The 17,064-nt window shown below is 72.9% G+C and carries 14 protein-coding genes; 9 read left to right on the top strand and 5 right to left on the bottom strand.

Going from position 1 to position 17,064, the window contains the following annotated elements:
• Positions 1–24 precede the first annotated feature (24 nt).
• Both MUE36_04745 and MUE36_04740 read right to left on the bottom strand, forming a co-directional pair.
• Positions 25–894: a 3-keto-5-aminohexanoate cleavage protein gene (locus MUE36_04745; protein MCU0310235.1), complete on the bottom strand. Its 870-nt coding sequence runs from the start codon at positions 892–894 to the stop codon at positions 25–27.
• A 39-nt stretch (positions 895–933) separates the two neighbouring features.
• A complete protein-coding gene (locus tag MUE36_04740; GenBank protein ID MCU0310234.1) occupies positions 934–1,815 on the bottom strand; it encodes an SMP-30/gluconolactonase/LRE family protein in 882 nt (293 codons plus the stop codon).
• Positions 1,816–2,080: 265 nt separating this feature from the next.
• Between MUE36_04740 and MUE36_04735 the strand changes: the two genes are divergently transcribed.
• The 6 genes from MUE36_04735 to MUE36_04710 all read left to right on the top strand — a co-directional run bounded on the left by MUE36_04735 (position 2,081) and on the right by MUE36_04710 (position 9,160).
• The gene (locus tag MUE36_04735; protein MCU0310233.1) at positions 2,081–3,091 is read left to right on the top strand and encodes a LysR family transcriptional regulator; all 1,011 of its coding nucleotides are present in this window, start codon (positions 2,081–2,083) and stop codon (positions 3,089–3,091) included.
• Positions 3,088–4,500, top strand: coding sequence for a methylmalonyl-CoA carboxyltransferase (locus MUE36_04730; protein MCU0310232.1), 1,413 nt, complete (start codon positions 3,088–3,090; stop codon positions 4,498–4,500). Before MUE36_04735 ends, MUE36_04730 begins: the two co-directional genes overlap by 4 nt.
• 137 nt (positions 4,501–4,637) lie before the next feature.
• Complete coding sequence (locus MUE36_04725) at positions 4,638–5,906, top strand: citrate synthase (GenBank protein ID MCU0310231.1); 1,269 nt, start codon at positions 4,638–4,640, stop codon at positions 5,904–5,906.
• Between the two features lie 34 nt (positions 5,907–5,940).
• Entirely contained in the window at positions 5,941–6,813 is an 873-nt protein-coding gene (locus MUE36_04720; GenBank protein MCU0310230.1) for a PhzF family phenazine biosynthesis protein, read from the top strand.
• 68 nt (positions 6,814–6,881) lie between these two features.
• A complete protein-coding gene (locus MUE36_04715) occupies positions 6,882–7,991 on the top strand; it encodes a sodium-dependent bicarbonate transport family permease (protein ID MCU0310229.1) in 1,110 nt (369 codons plus the stop codon).
• A 32-nt stretch (positions 7,992–8,023) separates the two neighbouring features.
• Entirely contained in the window at positions 8,024–9,160 is a 1,137-nt protein-coding gene (locus MUE36_04710; protein ID MCU0310228.1) for an acyl-CoA dehydrogenase family protein, read from the top strand.
• A gap of 37 nt (positions 9,161–9,197) precedes the next feature.
• Here MUE36_04710 and MUE36_04705 read toward each other — a convergent pair whose 3' ends face one another.
• The gene (locus MUE36_04705) at positions 9,198–11,921 is read right to left on the bottom strand and encodes a GNAT family N-acetyltransferase (GenBank protein MCU0310227.1); all 2,724 of its coding nucleotides are present in this window, start codon (positions 11,919–11,921) and stop codon (positions 9,198–9,200) included.
• A 68-nt stretch (positions 11,922–11,989) separates the two neighbouring features.
• On the opposite strand from MUE36_04705, the gene MUE36_04700 reads away from it, so the two are divergent.
• Positions 11,990–14,287 (top strand): molybdopterin oxidoreductase family protein, encoded by a 2,298-nt coding sequence (locus tag MUE36_04700; protein ID MCU0310226.1) that lies wholly within the window; start codon positions 11,990–11,992, stop codon positions 14,285–14,287.
• 10 nt (positions 14,288–14,297) lie between these two features.
• On the opposite strand, the gene MUE36_04695 is transcribed toward MUE36_04700, so the two are convergent.
• Entirely contained in the window at positions 14,298–14,876 is a 579-nt protein-coding gene (locus MUE36_04695; protein ID MCU0310225.1) for a hypothetical protein, read from the bottom strand.
• 109 nt (positions 14,877–14,985) lie between these two features.
• On the opposite strand from MUE36_04695, the gene MUE36_04690 reads away from it, so the two are divergent.
• Both MUE36_04690 and MUE36_04685 read left to right on the top strand, forming a co-directional pair.
• Positions 14,986–15,375 (top strand): DUF302 domain-containing protein, encoded by a 390-nt coding sequence (locus MUE36_04690; GenBank protein MCU0310224.1) that lies wholly within the window; start codon positions 14,986–14,988, stop codon positions 15,373–15,375.
• Positions 15,372–15,929 (top strand): hypothetical protein, encoded by a 558-nt coding sequence (locus MUE36_04685; GenBank protein ID MCU0310223.1) that lies wholly within the window; start codon positions 15,372–15,374, stop codon positions 15,927–15,929. The genes MUE36_04690 and MUE36_04685 overlap by 4 nt, the downstream gene beginning before the upstream one ends.
• Here MUE36_04685 and MUE36_04680 read toward each other — a convergent pair.
• Positions 15,914–17,038, bottom strand: a complete 1,125-nt coding sequence (locus tag MUE36_04680; protein ID MCU0310222.1) for a hypothetical protein — start codon at positions 17,036–17,038, stop codon at positions 15,914–15,916. The genes MUE36_04685 and MUE36_04680 overlap by 16 nt on opposite strands.
• Between the last annotated feature and the right edge of the window lie 26 nt (positions 17,039–17,064).

Genomic DNA, 17,064 nt, shown 5'->3' with positions numbered 1-17,064 from the left:
TACCCCCGGGCCGGACGACGCGGGTCAGCGCAGGAGGCCGAGGACGACGGCGGCGTCGTCGGGGGTGGCCACGGCCACTCCGAGCCCGGCGCACACCGCCACGGCCTCCTCGACGAGCTCGACGTTCGTCGGGGTCCGGTCGCCGGCATGGAACTCGAGTCCGAGGTGGATGTGACCACCCCGCTCGACGGCGTACTCGGCGAGGCCCGACGCCACGACGTCGCCCCCCACCACCGACACCGCCCACGGGATCGGGCAGTCGCCCAGCATGTCGAGGTACAGGTCGAGCGCCGCCCGGGTCGGCGGCAGGCCGAAGGGCGCGCCCATGAGGCCCCGGTCGGTCGACAGGTAGAACTTGAACATCGACCCCGCCGGGAGGCGACCGGCCCTCCACCAGGCCAGCGCCGCCCGCAGGAAGCCGGGCTCGAAGAGGGCCAGGCTCGGGCCGAGGCGGTGGGCACGGTTCAGCTCGAGTTGGGCCGCCACGTCCTCGAAGCTGTTGGCGTAGACGAACCCGCCGACGGGCACCCCGTCGACCGTCGCCCCGAGGTTGACCGATCCGGGATCGCAGAGGCCGACGCGGAGCACGCCGTCGCGGGCGAGCAGGTCCACGTGGGAGTAGTCGATGCGCCCGTCCCGGAAGGCCACGGTGGGGTACCAGAGCGCGTCGGGGCGCTCGGCGAGCACCGGCCGCCACGCCGCCAGGTAGCTGTCGGCGATGACGCGGGGCTCGCCGACGGGGTCGGCGTGGCTGTGCACGATCGCCGCACCGGCGGCGAAGCAGGCCAACGCGTCGACGGTGACCTCTTCAGGGGTGCGGGGGACGTGGGGGTTGACCTCCTTCGTCGTCCCGCCGTTGACGGCGACCTCGATGATGACCGGTGCACGATCCATCGTCCCACGCTAACGGGGAGCGCCGTCGGGGACCCGCGGTCAGGGGCGGCCCGCGCCCGCCACCTCCACGTCGACGACCACCACCCGGCCGGTCGGCGCCGCGCCGGGAGGGGGGCGGCCGTGGGTCTCGGCGACGCACACGAAGAGGCTGCGGCGATCGGGCCCGCCGAGCACGCACGCATAGGGCCGGGCGTGGGGGGAGGCGAGGACGTCGGTGACCTCGCCGCCGGGCAGCACCCGGAGCACCCGGGAACCGATCGGGTCGGCGACCCACACCGCGCCGCGCTCGTCGCCGCAGATCCCGTCGGGGGCCGAGAACCGCACCTCCGGATCGTCGGGCACGAGCTCTGCGAACACCGTCGGGGCGTCGAGGCTGCCGTCGGACCGACGAGCGAAGCGCAGGAGCCGGAAGCCGCCGCTCTCGGCGGCGACGAGGGTGGCCTGCCCGGGGGGGAGGACCATCCCGTTCGGCGAGCGGAGCCCGTCGCAGGCGACACGCACGCCACCGTCGGGAGCGACCGCGAAGATCTGCCCGGGCACCGAGTGGTCGGGGTGCTCGGCGAAGAGACGAGCCCCCATGTCGCCCACGTAGGCCGTGCCGTCGTCGGCGACGATCATGTCGTTCAGGGAACCCCGGGCGACCGAGGACAGGTCGGCGTGGACGCGGGTGCCCCCGCCGGACCCGACCCGCAGGAGGCGCTGGGTCTCCATCGCCACGACGAGGAGCGAGCCGTCGGGCAGCCATCCGAGTCCGGACGGCGCGTCGTCGGGGCGGCACACGACCTCGACGACGCCGTCGGCGCCGACGCGGTGCACCGCACCGCCGTGCATGTCGCTGAACCACAGCGCCCCGTCGTGCCAGCGGGGCCCCTCGGCGAAGACGAGGCCCTCGGCGACGGTGAGGGCGGCGCGCAGGTCCACGGGCCAACGGTAGACCGCAGGTCCCGAGGAGCCCGGGGTGACGGGGGCGGGCGGCGCCGGAGGTCGGAGAAAACTGACGAGACCGGCCCGGGGGGAGGGCCGGTCTCGTGGAGAGGGCGGCCCGAGGGGGGATCGGTACCTGCGCCTCAGTCGAGCGCATCTCGGAGGGGGGTCCGGACATCGCTCGGCGTTGCTGGACTCATTGTGAACGCGTGCACGAGATTCGTCCAACAGTTGATGGTGATACCTGCCATCATGGAAAGCGATGGATCTCCGCCAGCTCAACGCGGTGCTCGCCGTCGCCGAGCACGGCAGCTTCTCGGCGGCCGCCCGCTCCCTGCACACCGTCCAGTCCAACGTCTCCACCCACGTGGCCCGCCTCGAACGCGAGCTGGGGGCGGTGCTCATCGACCGCTCGACGGGCCAGGTCACCGACGAGGGAGCCGCCGTGGTCGCCCGGGCCCGCCGGATCAACGCCGAGCTCGACGCCTTGACCGCCGACGTGGCCTCCGCCCACGACCTCGTCTCCGGGCCCGGCCGGCTGGGGATGATCGGCACCACCGCCCGCTGGCTCGTGCCCCGCCTCGTCGAGACCATGGCGGCGACCTACCCCCAGGTCCAGGTGGTCGTCCACGACGCCACCACCTCCTCGCTCCTGCTGGCGCTCGGTTCCGGCGCCATCGACCTGGCCGTCCTCACGCTCCCGGTCAACGATCCCGACCTGCACTCCGAGCCGCTCTTCGACGAGGACCGCCTGCTCGTCGTCCCGCTCGGCCACCCGCTGGCCGACCGTGAGCAGGTGGCGCTGGCCGACCTCGACGGCGTCCCGCTGCTCCTCGAACCACGGGGCATGCCGTTCCGCGAGAACCTCGAGGCCCTCACCCGGGCCGCCGGGTGTCGCCTGACCGCCCAGGCCGAGGTCGACGGGACCCGCCTGATGGCCTCCCTCGCCTTCCAGGGGTTCGGGGCCGCCATCCTGCCGGCGAGCGCCAACCCGTCGTGGCTCGGGGGGAGCTGGCACCAGATCCCCGTCGTCGACCTCCCCGGGCGATCCGTCGGCCTGGCGACCCGGCGTCGCGGCCTGCTCAGCTCCCCCGCCCGGGCGCTGCGCGACACCCTGCACGCCCTCGTCGCCGACCCCGGCGACGACCAGCCCGGCATCCACCCGACCACCCGGGGCCCTTCGACGCCCCGGGGCCGCGCCCGGGCGACCTCCGGCCAGGCGGGCGACACCGAGGTAACCCGGCGCACCGACGACGGGTCGCACCGCCGATGACCATCACCCCGCCGCCGGCGCCGCCCGCCCCCTGGTCGACGGGGTCGCGCACCATCCCTCCCCTGTCCCTCCGGGCGCGGGTCCCCGGGGTCGCCCGGGCCGCGGCCGTCGGCGTCGACACCGTCCACGGTGAGCGGGCCGCCATCACCGTGGTCGTCGACGGCACCGAACGGGCCGGCGCGCTCACCGAGGCGGCGGGGTTGGTGATCGAGACGGCCGCCCGGACCGCCCTCGCCGAACGCCTCCCCCTCGTCGTCGAGCTCGCCTCGAGCGGCGCCGACGTCGACGAGGGCATCGCCGCGCTGCACGGCTGGGGCCGGGCCGCCGCGGCGCTCGTGGCGTGCAGCGGCTCCGTGCCCACCATCGCCCTCGTGAACGGACCGGCCGTCTCGGGCCCCGCGCTGCTGCTCGGCCTCGTCGACCACGTCGTCATGACCGACGACTCGTACGCGTTCGTGAGCGGACCCCACATGGTGCGCCAGTTCACGGGGGTGCCGGTGGCCGCGGCGGCGCTCGGCGGGGCGGGCGCGCACGCCCGCGCCACCGGCGTGGCCTCCCTCGTCGTCGCCGACACCGACGCCGGTCGGGCCGCGGTGGCATCGATCCTCGACTTCCTCCCCGCCCACAACGACGAGCTGCCGCCCACGATCAGCACCGACGACCCCGACGACCGTCCGGTCCCCGAAGCCGGAGCCGTCATCCCCGAGTCCGCCACCGGCTCCTACGACGTGCGCACCGTAGTCCGCGCCCTCGCCGACGACCGGGAGATCCTCGAGCTCCGTGCCGGGTGGGCTCCGAACCTCGTCACCGCCCTGGCCTCGATCGGCGGCCGCCCCGTGGGGGTCGTCGCCAACCAGCCCTGCGCCCTGGCCGGCACCCTCGACATCCCCGCTTCCCAGAAGGGAGCCCGGTTCGTCGCCTTCTGCGACGCGTTCAACATCCCGCTCGTGACCCTCGTCGACACACCCGGCTTCTACCCCGGCAAGGACCTCGAGTGGCGCGGGATGATCCGCCACGGCGCACAGATGGCCTTCGCCTACGCCCGGGCGACGGTGCCCCGCGTGAACGTCACCCTCCGCAAGAGCTACGGCGGGGCCTACATCGTCATGGACTCCAAGCGCATGGGGAACGACCTCGCCCTGGCGTGGCCGGCGGCCGAGATCGCGGTGATGGGCGCGAAGGGGGCCGTCGAGATCCTCCACCGCCGGGCCACACCCGAGGAGCGCCTCGAGATGGAGATCGCCTACGAGGAGCGCCTCCTCAACCCCTACATCGCCGCCGAGCGGGGCTTCGTCGACGCCGTCATCGACCCCGCGGACACGCGCCGCGAGCTCACCGCCGCCCTCGCGGTGCTCGAGGACAAGCGCGAACGGCTCCGTCCGAGAGCCCACGACAACACGCCTCTGTGAACAGCGCGCGGCGCTGAAGGTCCGACCGCAACGAGGCCGCGGGAGGGCCTGTAGGCTCCGCCGGGACAGGGTCGAGGCGAGTTCTCCGACGCCTCCCTGCCCAGTTCGTGTCCCCACCCAGAACTCGTGGAGCAGATGTGACCGAGAGCGTGACCATCACCGACAACCGCACCGGTGAGACGATCGAGATCCCGATCACCAACGGCGGCGTCGACGCCGCCCAATGGGCCAAGTTGGTGCCGGGCCTGTGGTTCTACGACCCCTCCTTCTCGACCACCGCCGCCGCCGAGAGCTCCATCACCGAACTCGACGGCGAAGCCGGCATCCTGCGCTACCGGGGCTACCCCATCGAGCAGCTCGCCGAGAAGTCGAGCTACCTCGAGGTCGCCTACCTGCTGCTGCACGGCGAGCTCCCCACCGAGGAGCAGTTCGCCGTCTGGCAGCACGACATCACGTACCACACGTTCATCCACGAGAACGTGCGCAAGCGCTTCATGGAGGGCTTCCACCACGACGCCCACCCCATGGGGATCATGGTGTCCACGCTGGCCGCGCTGAGCACCTTCTACCCGAACGCCAAGGACATCGGCGATCCCGAGAACCGCTACAAGCAGATCATCCGGTTGATCGCCAAGATGCCGACGATCGCCGCCGGCGCCCACCGTCACAGCGTGGGCATGCCCTTCGTCTACCCGGACAACAACCTGGACTTCTGCTCCAACTTCCTGTCGATGATGTGGAAGGTCGCCGAGCCGCACTACGAGCCCGATCCGGTGCTCTCCCACGCGCTCGACGTGCTGTTCATCCTCCACGCCGACCACGAGCAGAACTGCTCCACCACGGCGATGCGCGTGGTGGGGTCCTCCCACGCCGATCCCTACAGCGCCACCGCGGCCGCCGCTGCGGCTCTCTACGGTCCCCGCCACGGCGGTGCCAACGAGGCCGTGATCCGCATGCTCACCGAGATCGGGTCGATCGAGAACGTGGAGCCCTTCATCGCCGACGTCAAGGCCGGCAAGGGGCGCCTCCAGGGCTTCGGTCACCGGGTGTACAAGAACTACGACCCCCGGGCCAAGATCATCAAGGAGGTGGCCTACGAGGTCTTCGAGGTCACCGGCAAGAGCCCGCTGCTCGACATCGCCCTCAAGCTCGAGGAGACAGCCCTGAGCGACGACTACTTCGTGAGCCGCAAGCTCTACCCGAACGTCGACTTCTACTCCGGGCTCATCTACCAGGCGATGAGCTTCCCGATGGAGATGTTCACCGTGCTCTTCGCCATCCCTCGCGTGTCGGGGTGGCTGGCCCACTGGCAGGAGATGCTCGACCAGAACAGTCGCATCGCCCGGCCCCGCCAGCTCTACGCAGGGCCGGTCGTGCGCGACTACGTCGACCTCGGCGACCGCTGAACCCCGGCCACCCCACCCCCACCGCCGCGAACGCATGAGCCTCCCGGTCGTCCTCGTCGACGCCTTCACCGAACGTCCCTTCGGGGGGAACCCTGCCGCGGTGTGCGTGCTCGACGAGCCCCTCGCCGAGGAGTGGATGCAGGCCATCGCCGCCGAGCTGAACCAGACCGAGACCGCCTTCCTCCACCGCATCACCGACGGCGACGACGACCCCACCTGGGCGATGCGCTGGTTCACCCCGACCACCGAGGTCGAGCTGGGCGGGCACGCCTCCCTCGCCGCCGCCCACCACCTCGTGACCGATCTCGGGGTCGACGCGCCCCGGCTGCGCTTCGTCACCCTCTCGGGGGTGCTGGTGGCCCAGGTCGGCCACGACGGCTGGATCGAGATCGGCTTCCCCGCCGACCCGCCCGTCGAGACCGAGCCGCCGCCGGGCCTGCTCGCCGCGCTGGGTCACCCCGAGGTGGTGACCGTCGCCCGGGGTCGCGAGGACTGGCTCGTCGAGACCGACTCCGCCGACACCGTGCGGGCCCTGCGACCGGACCACCGGGCGCTGGCCGCGCTGAAGGACGACGACGTGCCCCACGGCGTCATCGTGACCGCCGTCGGCGAAGGCCTGTACGACATGGTCTCTCGCTACTTCGCTCCCGCCATCGGCGTCGACGAGGGCGCCGTCACGGGCTCGTCGCACACCACGCTCGGCCCGTTCTGGGCGGAGCGGTTCGCCAAGTCCGACCTCCTCGCCCGCCAGCTCTCGACCCGCGGCGGCGCGGTGCGGGTCACCGTCGTGGAGGACCGGGTGCTGCTGGCCGGGCAGGCCGTCACCGTCGTTCGCGGCGAGGTCGGCGGCGACGTGCTCGCCGAGCGGATCGCGGTCCGCCTCGTGACCGACGCCGCGGCCCGCTGATCGTCCCGTTTTCCCCGCGCCGGTCGGTGGCCGGTAGCGTCGCCGCGCGCTGAACGAGAGGACCGTGCGTGGACGCCAGCGTCATCAAGAACCTCACCGATCCGGCGGTCCTCTTCTTCTTCCTCGGCGTCTTCGTGGGCCTGATCCGGTCGAACCTCGAGATCCCGGCGCCCGTGGCGAAGTTCCTCTCGCTCTACCTGCTCATGGCGCTCGGCTTCAAGGGCGGCCAGGCCCTCGGTGACGCCGGCCTCTCGGGCGACGTGTTCAAGGTCGTGGGGGCCGCCCTCGTGCTGGCCACCGTGATCCCCGCTCTCGCCTTCCTCGCCCTGCGGCGACGGGTGAACGCGTTCGATGCCGCGGCGATCGCCGCCACGTACGGCTCGGTGAGCGCGGTCACGTTCGTCACGGCCTCGCAGTTCGTGGCCGCCCGGGGCGACGCCGCCGGCGGGTACCTCACGGTGGCCCTCGTGCTCATGGAGTCACCGGCGATCATCATGGCCGTCCTGCTCGCCACGTGGGTGCGGGGTCGCGAGGCCACGGGCACCGAGTCCGTCGGCCCCGAGCCGGCCGGATCGGTGGTGAGAGACCTCGCCGTGAAAGACGCCCGGACGATCGTCCCCGAGGCCGACCACGCCTCGGGCCACCGCGGCCCCGACGAGGGCCCCGACCCCCACGCGGGGGCGCCCCTGTCCATCAAGGAGGTGCTGCGCGAGGCGTTCACCGACGGCGCCCACCTCCTCCTGATCGGCTCGATGGTGATCGGGGTGGTCAGCGGCACCGCCGGCGGCGAGGCCATGGACCCGTTCGTGAACGGGATCTTCAAGGGGCTCCTGGCCTTCTTCCTCCTCGAGATGGGTCTGCTCGTCGCCCGCCAGCTCCGGGAGGTGCGCGACGTGGGGCCGTTCCTCATCGCCTTCGGCATCGCCATGCCCCTCGTCGGCGCAGGGCTGGCGTTCCTCATCGGCGGGGCGCTGCGCCTCGACGTCGGCGACCTCACCCTCCTCGCCGTCCTCGCGGCGAGCGGGAGCTACATCGTGGTGCCGGCGGTGATCCGCTACGCCATCCCCGAGGCCCGGCCGAGCCGCTACTTCACGTTGGCGCTCGGCGTGACGTTCCCGTTCAACATCGTGCTCGGCATCCCGCTCTACTACGCCGTCGCCGGGGTCCTCGGCACCTGAGCCACGGCGAGGCTGTGCCAGCATCGAAGCCCATGGACTTCGCCTGGCCCGACGAACTGCTCGCCCTGCGCGCCGAGGCCGAGGGCGTGGCTCGCGAGTGGGCGGGACGGACCGATCGGGGCTCGACGCCCGACCCGATGGGGACCGACTTCGCCGTCCCCGAGGACTCCTGGCTCATCGGGGCCTCGCGGGCCTTCTCCCTCGAACTGGCCCGCCGCGAGTGGATCGGGATGACCTGGCCGGTCGAGGACGGCGGTCACGGCCGCACCGCGCTCGAACGGTTCGTGGTCTACGAGGCGCTCATCGCCGGGGGCGCCCCCATCGCCACGTCCTGGTTCGCCGACCGCCAGATCGGGCCGACGCTCCTCCAGTACGGCAGCCCCGACCAACGCCGACGTTTCCTGCCCGAGATCCTCCAGGGCCGGTCGGCGTGGAGCATCGGCATGAGCGAGCCCGACGCCGGTTCCGACGTCGCCTCGATCACGACCCGCGCCGTGCGCCACGGCGACGAGTGGATCGTGGACGGCGCCAAGGTCTGGAACAGCGGGGCCGCCCACGCCGACTGGTGCTACCTCATCGCCCGCACCGACCCGACGGCTCCGCCCCACCGAGGCCTCTCGGAGTTCCTGGTCGACCTGCACGGCCCGGGCGTCGAGATCCGCCCGATCGTCGACGCCACCGGCAACGCCCACTTCTGCGAGTTGCGCTTCGACGGCGTCCGGGTGCCCGCCGAGAACCTCGTGGGCGTCGAGAACGACAGCTTCCGCCAGGTCATGCGCCAGATGGAGCACGAGCGCGGCGGCATCGACCGCCTGGTCAGCAACCGAGCGCTCTACGACGCCGTCCTCCCCCGCGCCGACACCGACGACCCGAGGGTGCGCCAACGGGTCGCCCACCTCGAGTCGATGTACCGGATCGGGCGGCTGCTGGTGCTGCGCGAGGCTCTCGGCCAGGCCCCGGCAGGGTTCTCGGCGGCCACCAAGACGATCTGCACGGAGTTCGAACAGGAGGTGGCGGGCTTCTGCGCCGCCGTCGTCGGGCCCGAGGCGCTCCTGTGGAACCGGGTCTCGCGCAACGCCTGCTACGCACCCGCCTACACGATCATGGGCGGCACCACCGAGATCCTGCGCAACATCGTCGGCGACCGCATCCTCGCCCTGCCGCGGTGACGGCGACGGCCGCGCCGCGGCGGCGATCCGGACTTCGTCAACTCAGCCGCCGGATGCCGACGTCGGGGTCGAGACGGTAGGGCGCCACCCGGATCCAGGCGTCGGTGACCACCGCACCCTGGTCACCCACGATCACCGGGTTGAGCATCACGTCGGCCAGCTCGGGCACCTGCTCGAGCACCACGGCGAACGCCACCAACAGCTCCTCGAGCGCCACGTGGGTGCGCCCGTCCTCACCCTCGCCGTCGAGCAACGCTCGCACCGGCGACGAGGCCACCACCTCGGCGGCGTCGGTGTCGGAGAGCGGCAGCACCCGCACGGGGAGATCGGCGGTGGCGAACGCCATCGACCCACCGAGCCCGACGCTGACCACCCCACCGAACGCCGCGTGCTGGTGGCCGACGACGAGCACGTCGGCGCCGGGCGACGCCATCCGCTGCACCACGGCGGGGTGCATGGCGTCACCGAGCGACGCCGCCATCCGCTCGTACGCGGCGCGCAGCGAGCCGGTGTCGCGTAGGTCGAGGGCCACCCCGCCCTCCTCGCCGCGGTGGTAGTGACCGACCCCGGTGGCCTTGAGCACCAACGGGAAGCCCATCGTGTCGGCGGCCGCGACCGCCTCGTCGACCGAGCCCACGATCACGGTCGGGCAGACGGCGATGCCGGCCGCGGCCAGCAGCATCGAGGCCTCGGCGCGACCCAGCCATCGACCGTCGGGATGGTCGACGAGCACCTCGGCGACCATCGAGCGCACGGCGTCGACGTCGAGGCCGAGGTCCTCGGCGCCGGGCACCGTCCCCTCCGGACGGGCCCGCCACTCGCCGTACTCGGCGATCCTGCCCAGCACGCCCGCCGCCTCGCTCGGGAAGCGGAACAGCGGGAGGCGGAACCCGTCGACCACCTCGATGCCCGGCTCGTTGCCCAGGAAGGTGGCCACGACGGGCTTGTCGGCCCCGGCGTTCGCCGCCGCCCGGGCCACCGCCGAGGCCACCGCGCCGTGGTCGGGGCGCACGGGCGGGGCGTAGACCACGATCACCGCATCGATGTCCGGGTCGCCCAGCGACGCCGCGACCGCGGCCTCGTAGGCATCCGGGCCCGCCTCCCAGGTCAGGTCGAGGGGGTTGGTGAGGGACGCCCCGGTCGGAACGGCGCGGCGCAGCTCCTGCGTCGCGGCCGGATCCAACGCCGGTGTGGAGAGCCCCGCGCCGAGGCAGGCGTCGGCGGCCAGCACCGCGGCACCCCGGGCGTTGCTCACGACCGCCACCCGGCGACCCGTGGCGACGGGTTGGGCCTCGAGGACCCGGGCGACGTCGAAGAGCTCCGAGGCGGTGCCCACGCGGATCACGCCGCTCTGGGCGAGCAGGGCGGCCACGGTGGCGTCCGTCGGCCAGGCCGCCGACAGCCCCTCGGGTCCCGACGAGAAGCGGGTGGGTCCGCGCAGCCCGCTCTTCACCGCCACGATCGGGGTCCGGCGGGCGAGGGACCGGGCGATGCGGGTGAACTTGCGGGGGTTGCCGAACGACTCGAGGAACAGGGCGACGACCCGTGTGTCGTCGTCGGCGGCCCAGTACTGGAGCAGGTCGTTGCCCGACACGTCGAGCTTGGCGCCGACGTCGACGAACTGGGAGATCCCCACGCCGAGGCGGTGCGCGTGGTCGAGCGCGGCGATCCCGAGCGTGCCCGACTGGGTGAGGAAGCCCACCCCGCCCGGGCGGACGGGCACCGGCGCGAAGGTGCCGTGCAGCGACAGCCCACCGGCGGTGTTGATGATCCCCATCGACTCGGGCCCCAGGACGCGCATGCCCACCGACCTGGCCCGTTCGACGATCCGCCGCTCGGTCCCCTCGGGGAGCTGGTCGAACCCGGCGCTGACCACCAGGAGCCCGCCCACCCGTTTGGTGCCGCACTCGTCGACGACGTCGAGGACGTTCGCGGCCGGCACCGCCACGATGGCGAGGTCGACCTCGTCGGGCACGGCCAGCACCGACGTGTAGGCCCGCACGCTGGCGACGTGCTCCCCGGCGGGGTTGACCGGGTAGACGGTGCCGTCGTACCCACCGGCGACGAGGGCCCGGAAGGTCTCGTGCCCGATGCCGCCACGCTCGCGTCCGGCGCCGATCACGGCGATCGACCGGGGGGCGAGCAGCCGGGCCACCGATGCCGCCTCGGCCCGCTGCTCACGGCGCGCCATCAGGTCGCGTGCATGATCGGTGGGTTCGAGGCCGAGGTGCACCTCGACGACGCCCTCCTCGAACGCGCTGGACACCTGGAACCCGACCTGGTGGAAGACCCCCAGCATCTTCCGGTTCGTGGGCAGGACCTGCGCGGTCAACCCGGCGAAGCCGTTCTCGCGGGCCGCCACGAGCAGGTACTCGAGCAGCGCGGTGGCCAGGCCGCGGCCGTGGTGCTCGTCGTCGACGATGAAGGCCACCTCGGCCTCGTTGCGGTCGTGCCAGGCGTCGTAGCTGGCGATCCCGACGATCTCGCCGGCGAGGACGGCCACCAGGCCCAGGCGCGAGACGTAGTCGACCCTGACCAGCCGCTCGAGCTCACGGGGCCCGAGACGGGGCATCGGGCTGAAGTAGCGGAAGTAGATGCTCTCCCGGGACTGGCGGGCGTGGAAGGCCGCCACCCGCTCGGCGTCGTCGGGGCGGATCGGGCGGATGTGGACCGTGCCGCCGTCGGACAGCACGGCGTCGAACTCCCATCGGGCCGGGTAGTTGGCCGGGAGCCCGGGGGCGGGATCGAGGGGCTCCGCCATGGTCGAGAGGTTAGGCCGGGTCGTCGGTACGGAGACGGCCCTACCCTGGGCCCGGGAAGGGGGCCACGATGACCGACGACGCCGACGCGCCGACCAGCACCGCGACCGATCCGGGCACCACGCTCCACCACCGCACCTGCCCGCTGTGCGAGGCCACCTGCGGGCTCGAGGTGGCGGTCCGCGGTGAGCAGGTGGTGCGCATCCGCGGCGACCGCGACAACACGTTCTCCCGGGGCTTCATCTGCCCGAAGGGCTCGGCGTTGCACCGGCTGCACACCGACCCGGACCGCCTCCGACGCCCACTGGTGCGCCACGGCGACGATGCCGCCACCGCCACGTGGGAGGAGGTGTCGTGGGACGAGGCCTTCGCAGTCGTCGCGGCCGGGCTCCGAGGGGTGATCGACACCCACGGACGCGACGCCGTGGCGATCTACCTCGGGAACCCGAGCATCCACTCGCTCGGCCCCACGATCTTCAACGGACCCCTGATCCGGGCACTCGGCACCGCGAACATCTACTCCGCGTCGACGGTCGACCAGATGCCCAAGCACGTCTCGTGCGGCTACCTGTTCGGCGACCCGCTCCTCATCCCCGTGCCCGACCTCGACCGCACCGCGCACCTCCTGATGCTCGGCGCCAACCCCTACGAGAGCAACGGCAGCCTGTGCACCGCCCCGGACTTCCCGGCCCGGATGGAGGCCATCCGCGCCCGCGGCGGGAGGGTGGTGGTCGTCGACCCCCGGCGGACCCGGACCGCCGAGCACGCCGACGAGTGGGTGCCGATCGTGCCGGGCACCGACGCGCTCCTGCTCGTCGCCATGCTCAACGCGCTCTTCGCCGACTCGCTCGTCGAGGTCGGCGACCTCGACGGCCACCTCAGCGGCATCGACGAGGTCCGGCGGGCCGTCGAACCCTTCACCCCCGAGCGGGTGGCCCCGGTCACCGGGATCCCCGCCGAGCGCATCTCCGCCATGGTCCACGCCGTGGCCACGGCCCCGTCGGCGGCCGTCTACGGGCGCATCGGCACCCACACCGTCGAGTTCGGCACGGTGGCGGCCTGGGCCGTGGACGTGCTCAACGCCCTGACCGGCAACCTCGACCGGCCCGGGGGGGCGATGTTCCCGCTGCCCGCCCACGCCGGCGGGGGTGGCAAGGGCTCCGGTCGGGGGTTCACCACCGGCCGCCACCACAGCCGGGTGAAGGGCCACCCCGAGGTCCGGCGCGAGTTCCCGGTCGCCACCCTGGCCGACGAGATCGAGACACCGGGAGAGGGCCAGGTCCGGGCCCTGGTCACGGTCGCCGGCAACCCCGCCCTCTCGGCGCCCGGCTCCGAGCGCCTCGCCAGGGCGCTGGCCGGGCTCGACTTCATGGTCAGCGTCGACCCGTACCGCAACGAGACCACCCGCCACGCCCACGTCATCCTGCCGCCGCCGTCGGCCCTCGAACGCAGCGAGTACCACCTCGCCTTCTACTCCCTGGCGGTGCGCAACCACGCCTCGTGGGCGCCCCCGCTGTTCCCGACCGACGCCCCCCAGGAGCACGAGATCCTGGGACGCCTGGCCCTGATCGCCACCGGACCCGAGGCGGGCGACGACCCCGCCGTCCTCGATGCCCTCCTCCTCGACGGGGCCCTCCGGGCGGCGATCGACCGACCGGGCTCCCCCGTCGGCGGGCGCGAGGTCGACGAGCTGCGGGCCCTGGTCACCGCCGATCCCAGCCGGACGACCGTCGATCACCTCGTCGACGTGATGATCCGCACGGGCCACGCCGGCGACTGGTTCGGCGCGGTGCCGGACGGGCTGTCGCTCGACGTGCTGGCCGCCAACCCCCACGGCGTCGACCTCGGTCCGCTCACCCCTCGCCTGCCCGCGGCGCTGCGCACGGTGTCGGGGACCGTGGAGCTGGCCCCGTCGGCGGTGCTCGCCGACCTCGAACGCCTGGAGGCCTCGCTGCACGCCGTCCCCGCGAGGAACGGGGACGATCTGGTCCTGGTCGGGCGGCGCCACCTGCGGTCGAACAACTCCTGGATGCACAACGTCGACGTGCTGGCCAAAGGAAGGTTCCGCTGCACCCTGCAGGTCCACCCCGACGACGCCGAGCGCCGGGGGCTCGTCGACGGCGCGGATGCCGTCGTGACCTCCCGCGTGGGGACCGTGACGGCCACGGTGGAGGTGACCGACGCCATCCGCCCGGGCGTGGTCAGCCTGCCGCACGGGTGGGGCCACGACCTCCCCGGTGCCCCGTTCACCGTGGCCGGAGCGCGCCCGGGCGTGAACGCCAACATCCTGACCGACCCCGAGGTGCTCGACCCGCTCTCCGGCAACGCCGTCCTCAACGGGGTGCCGGTCACCGTCGGACCGGCCTGACCCCGGTCGGTCAGGACGGGGGCGGCGTCGACGGCGGCTGGGCCTCGGCCGGCACCGACTCGACGGGTGCCGCGGGCACCTCGTCAGGCTCTCGCACGCCGTTGAGGTCGACCCCGCACCACCGTGCGGTGTACTCGTTCACGCGGTCGGACTCGGACTGCAGCGGCCGCACCTGCTCATCGAGCCGGCCCGACAGCTCTGCGATTGCCGCAGGATCGGTGAGTTCGACCTCGAGCGCCGCCCGGATCACCGGGTCGAGCGAGAGGCGCAGGGCTTCGAGGTCGTCCTCGATCACCGACGGGACCCCGGCCTCCTGGAGGCGCCCGAAGCCGTCGGAGATCCGCTGGAGGCCAGGCGCGCCCTGGGCGAGGGTGGTGGTGATGTCCCCGTCGCCCTGCATCTCGGCGACTGCGTTGCAGTAGTCGGCGCCCCGTTCGGGCGGCCGAGCCAAGGGGTCGCCCTCCCTGTCGACCCACCAGGCGGCGACCAGCGCGCCCACCGTGCCCACCACGATGACGACGACCCACACCCGTCCCCGGTCCCACCAGGGGGCGGTGCCCCTCTCCGTCCGTCCGCCCCGCTGCGTCATGTCCGCGCCAAGGCTAGGGCGATCGGGCGGGATCGCTCCGCCCGGTGCATGCATACCCCCAGGGGTAGACGGACCCAGGGGGTAGGCTGGGGACGACCCAGGAGGTTCGATGGACGCCATCACCGCAACCGTGCCGCTGCCCCTCGATCGAACGGAAGCCGCCGTCCGGGAAGCGCTCGGCGCCCAGGGCTTCGGCGTGCTGACCGAGATCGACGTCGCCGCCACGCTCAAGGCCAAGCTCGACCTCGACCGTCCGGCCCTGAAGATCCTCGGCGCCTGCAACCCGACGTTGGCGGCCCGGGCTCTCGAGATCGACCCCTCGGTCGCCCTGTTGCTGCCCTGCAACGTCACGCTGGCCGCCGTCGACGGCGGCACGCGGGTGGAGGCGGTGGACCCCACCCAACTCATGGACGACCCGGGCTTCGCCGAGCTCGCCGCCGAGGCGCACGGCCGGCTCCGAGCCGCCGTCGACACCGTGGTGGCCGAGGCCGGCCCGTGATCGAGGAGGCACCGACACCGACCGTCACCACGACCGTCCGTCCGGATCCGGGTGCCATCCGTGCCTTGCTGGGCATGGGCTCGTGCTACTGGGCGGCCGCCCTGCTCACCGCCGCGGTCGCCTACCTGGCGATCGCCGTGCCCACCGCCCTGGTCGTGACCCCCGCGTTCGGACGCTCCATCGCCCCCCGCGCAGTCGACCATGTCATCGCCGTGGCCTCCGCGCTGCTGATCGGCATGATCTGGGCCGCCCGCCGTGCGCCCGCCACCGACACCGGGACCACCGCCGAGGCCATCGAGGCCGGCGACCAGGTGGCACGACGCCGATCGCTGTTCGCCGGGCTCCTCGCCGGCCTCGCCGTCGGCTGCCCGGTGTGCAACAAGGTGGTCCTCGTCGCTCTCGGGACGAGCGGGGCGCTCAGCTGGTGGGGACCGGTGCAGCCGCTCCTCGGACTCGCCGCGATCGTGATGCTCGGCTTCGTGCTGCGCTCCCAGCTCCGCCGGGTGGGGGCCGTGAGCTGCTCCCTCCCGCAGGTGGGTCAGCCCGGCGCGTAGCCGTCGAGGATGCCGGCCAGCCCGGTCGGGTGGTGGTCGCCGAAGGCCAGCTGCTCGAGCACGCCGATGCCCTCCCGGTCGCCCATCCGCACCTTGCACAGCGTCTGGATGTGGATGCTGGCGGGGTCCTGCGGATCGAAGTCCTCGAGAGCGACCGACTCGCCGCCCACCGCGAGGGCGCCGTGGAGCGATCCGTGGGACCACGTCGGGTGCATGTAACCGATGCCGCGCATCCGGAAGGTGAAGAGACGCTCGAACTCGATGGTCCGGCGGGTCCCGTCGGTGTCGGTGAACGTCAACGACGCCGACGCCATCTCCCGGGTGCCGGGCCGCCAGTCGATCTCGTAGGCGACGTCGCTGACCTCGACCGGCTGGGGCACGTCACCCCACGTGGGGGCGTCGGGTGAGCCGAGCACCGGCACCTTCAGCGCCGACTCCATCCAGCGCGACCCGTCGGCCCGCTCGAACATGGCCAGGTGGGTGCAGACGTCGTCGAAGTGCAACGGGGCCCACAGCCAGAAGATCTGCGGCACGGCGGCGTCGAAGTTCGTCTCGGTCTGCACACCGACGCCCCGGACCCCCCACGAGCGGTCACGGACGCCGAACGTCGACTCGGCGGCGACGTCCACCGTCGTCCCGTCGACCGTGACGGTGCCCTCCCAGGTCCCCCACTGGGTGAGGCGGGTGTAGTCCATGATGAGCACGCTGTTGCGCACGATGCGCTGCTTGGGCTCCTCGACCGCCGCCGTGCGGGCCCGGAAGACCAGGTCGCAGCTCGGGCCGTGATCGTTCGGCTCGACGCGCAGCCGGATCGTGCGCAGTGGCTCGATGACCTCGAGGGTGATCGGCCCGACGTTCGTGGCCCGGTCGAAGGACATGAGGCCCGAGGCGAACACCGAGTGCTGCACGCCGTCGAGCACGATGCTGAACGCCGCGTCGACGACCCCGCGGTTCGGGTAGTGCCCCATCGCCCCGCCGAGGAAGAAGCGCCCGTCCTCGTCGAAGCCGTCGAAGAAGTACCGGTCGTAGTGGTTGGGATCGGCGCTCACCGTCTGGGCGATGGGTTCACCGGTCTGGTGGATCGGGAAGTCGTCGAACGGCGTCAGCATCGGGTCCCCTGGCTCGTGGCGGCGCG

Source organism: Acidimicrobiales bacterium, assembly GCA_025455885.1.
Classification (GTDB): domain Bacteria; phylum Actinomycetota; class Acidimicrobiia; order Acidimicrobiales; family Acidimicrobilacustridaceae; genus Rhabdothermincola_A.
This window is presented reverse-complemented; position numbering and strand designations above follow the sequence as displayed.

Bases quoted from the DNA above. Each gene is read 5' to 3' on its own strand.
- MUE36_04745 (MCU0310235.1), bottom strand. From the start codon at position 894: ATGGATCGTGCACCGGTCATCATCGAGGTCGCCGTCAACGGCGGGACG.
- MUE36_04735 (MCU0310233.1), top strand. From the start codon at position 2,081: ATGGATCTCCGCCAGCTCAACGCGGTGCTCGCCGTCGCCGAGCACGGC.
- MUE36_04730 (MCU0310232.1), top strand. From the start codon at position 3,088: ATGACCATCACCCCGCCGCCGGCGCCGCCCGCCCCCTGGTCGACGGGG.
- MUE36_04720 (MCU0310230.1), top strand. From the start codon at position 5,941: ATGAGCCTCCCGGTCGTCCTCGTCGACGCCTTCACCGAACGTCCCTTC.
- MUE36_04710 (MCU0310228.1), top strand. From the start codon at position 8,024: ATGGACTTCGCCTGGCCCGACGAACTGCTCGCCCTGCGCGCCGAGGCC.
- MUE36_04705 (MCU0310227.1), bottom strand. From the start codon at position 11,921: ATGGCGGAGCCCCTCGATCCCGCCCCCGGGCTCCCGGCCAACTACCCG.
- MUE36_04700 (MCU0310226.1), top strand. From the start codon at position 11,990: ATGACCGACGACGCCGACGCGCCGACCAGCACCGCGACCGATCCGGGC.
- MUE36_04695 (MCU0310225.1), bottom strand. From the start codon at position 14,876: ATGACGCAGCGGGGCGGACGGACGGAGAGGGGCACCGCCCCCTGGTGG.
- MUE36_04690 (MCU0310224.1), top strand. From the start codon at position 14,986: ATGGACGCCATCACCGCAACCGTGCCGCTGCCCCTCGATCGAACGGAA.
- MUE36_04680 (MCU0310222.1), bottom strand. From the start codon at position 17,038: ATGCTGACGCCGTTCGACGACTTCCCGATCCACCAGACCGGTGAACCC.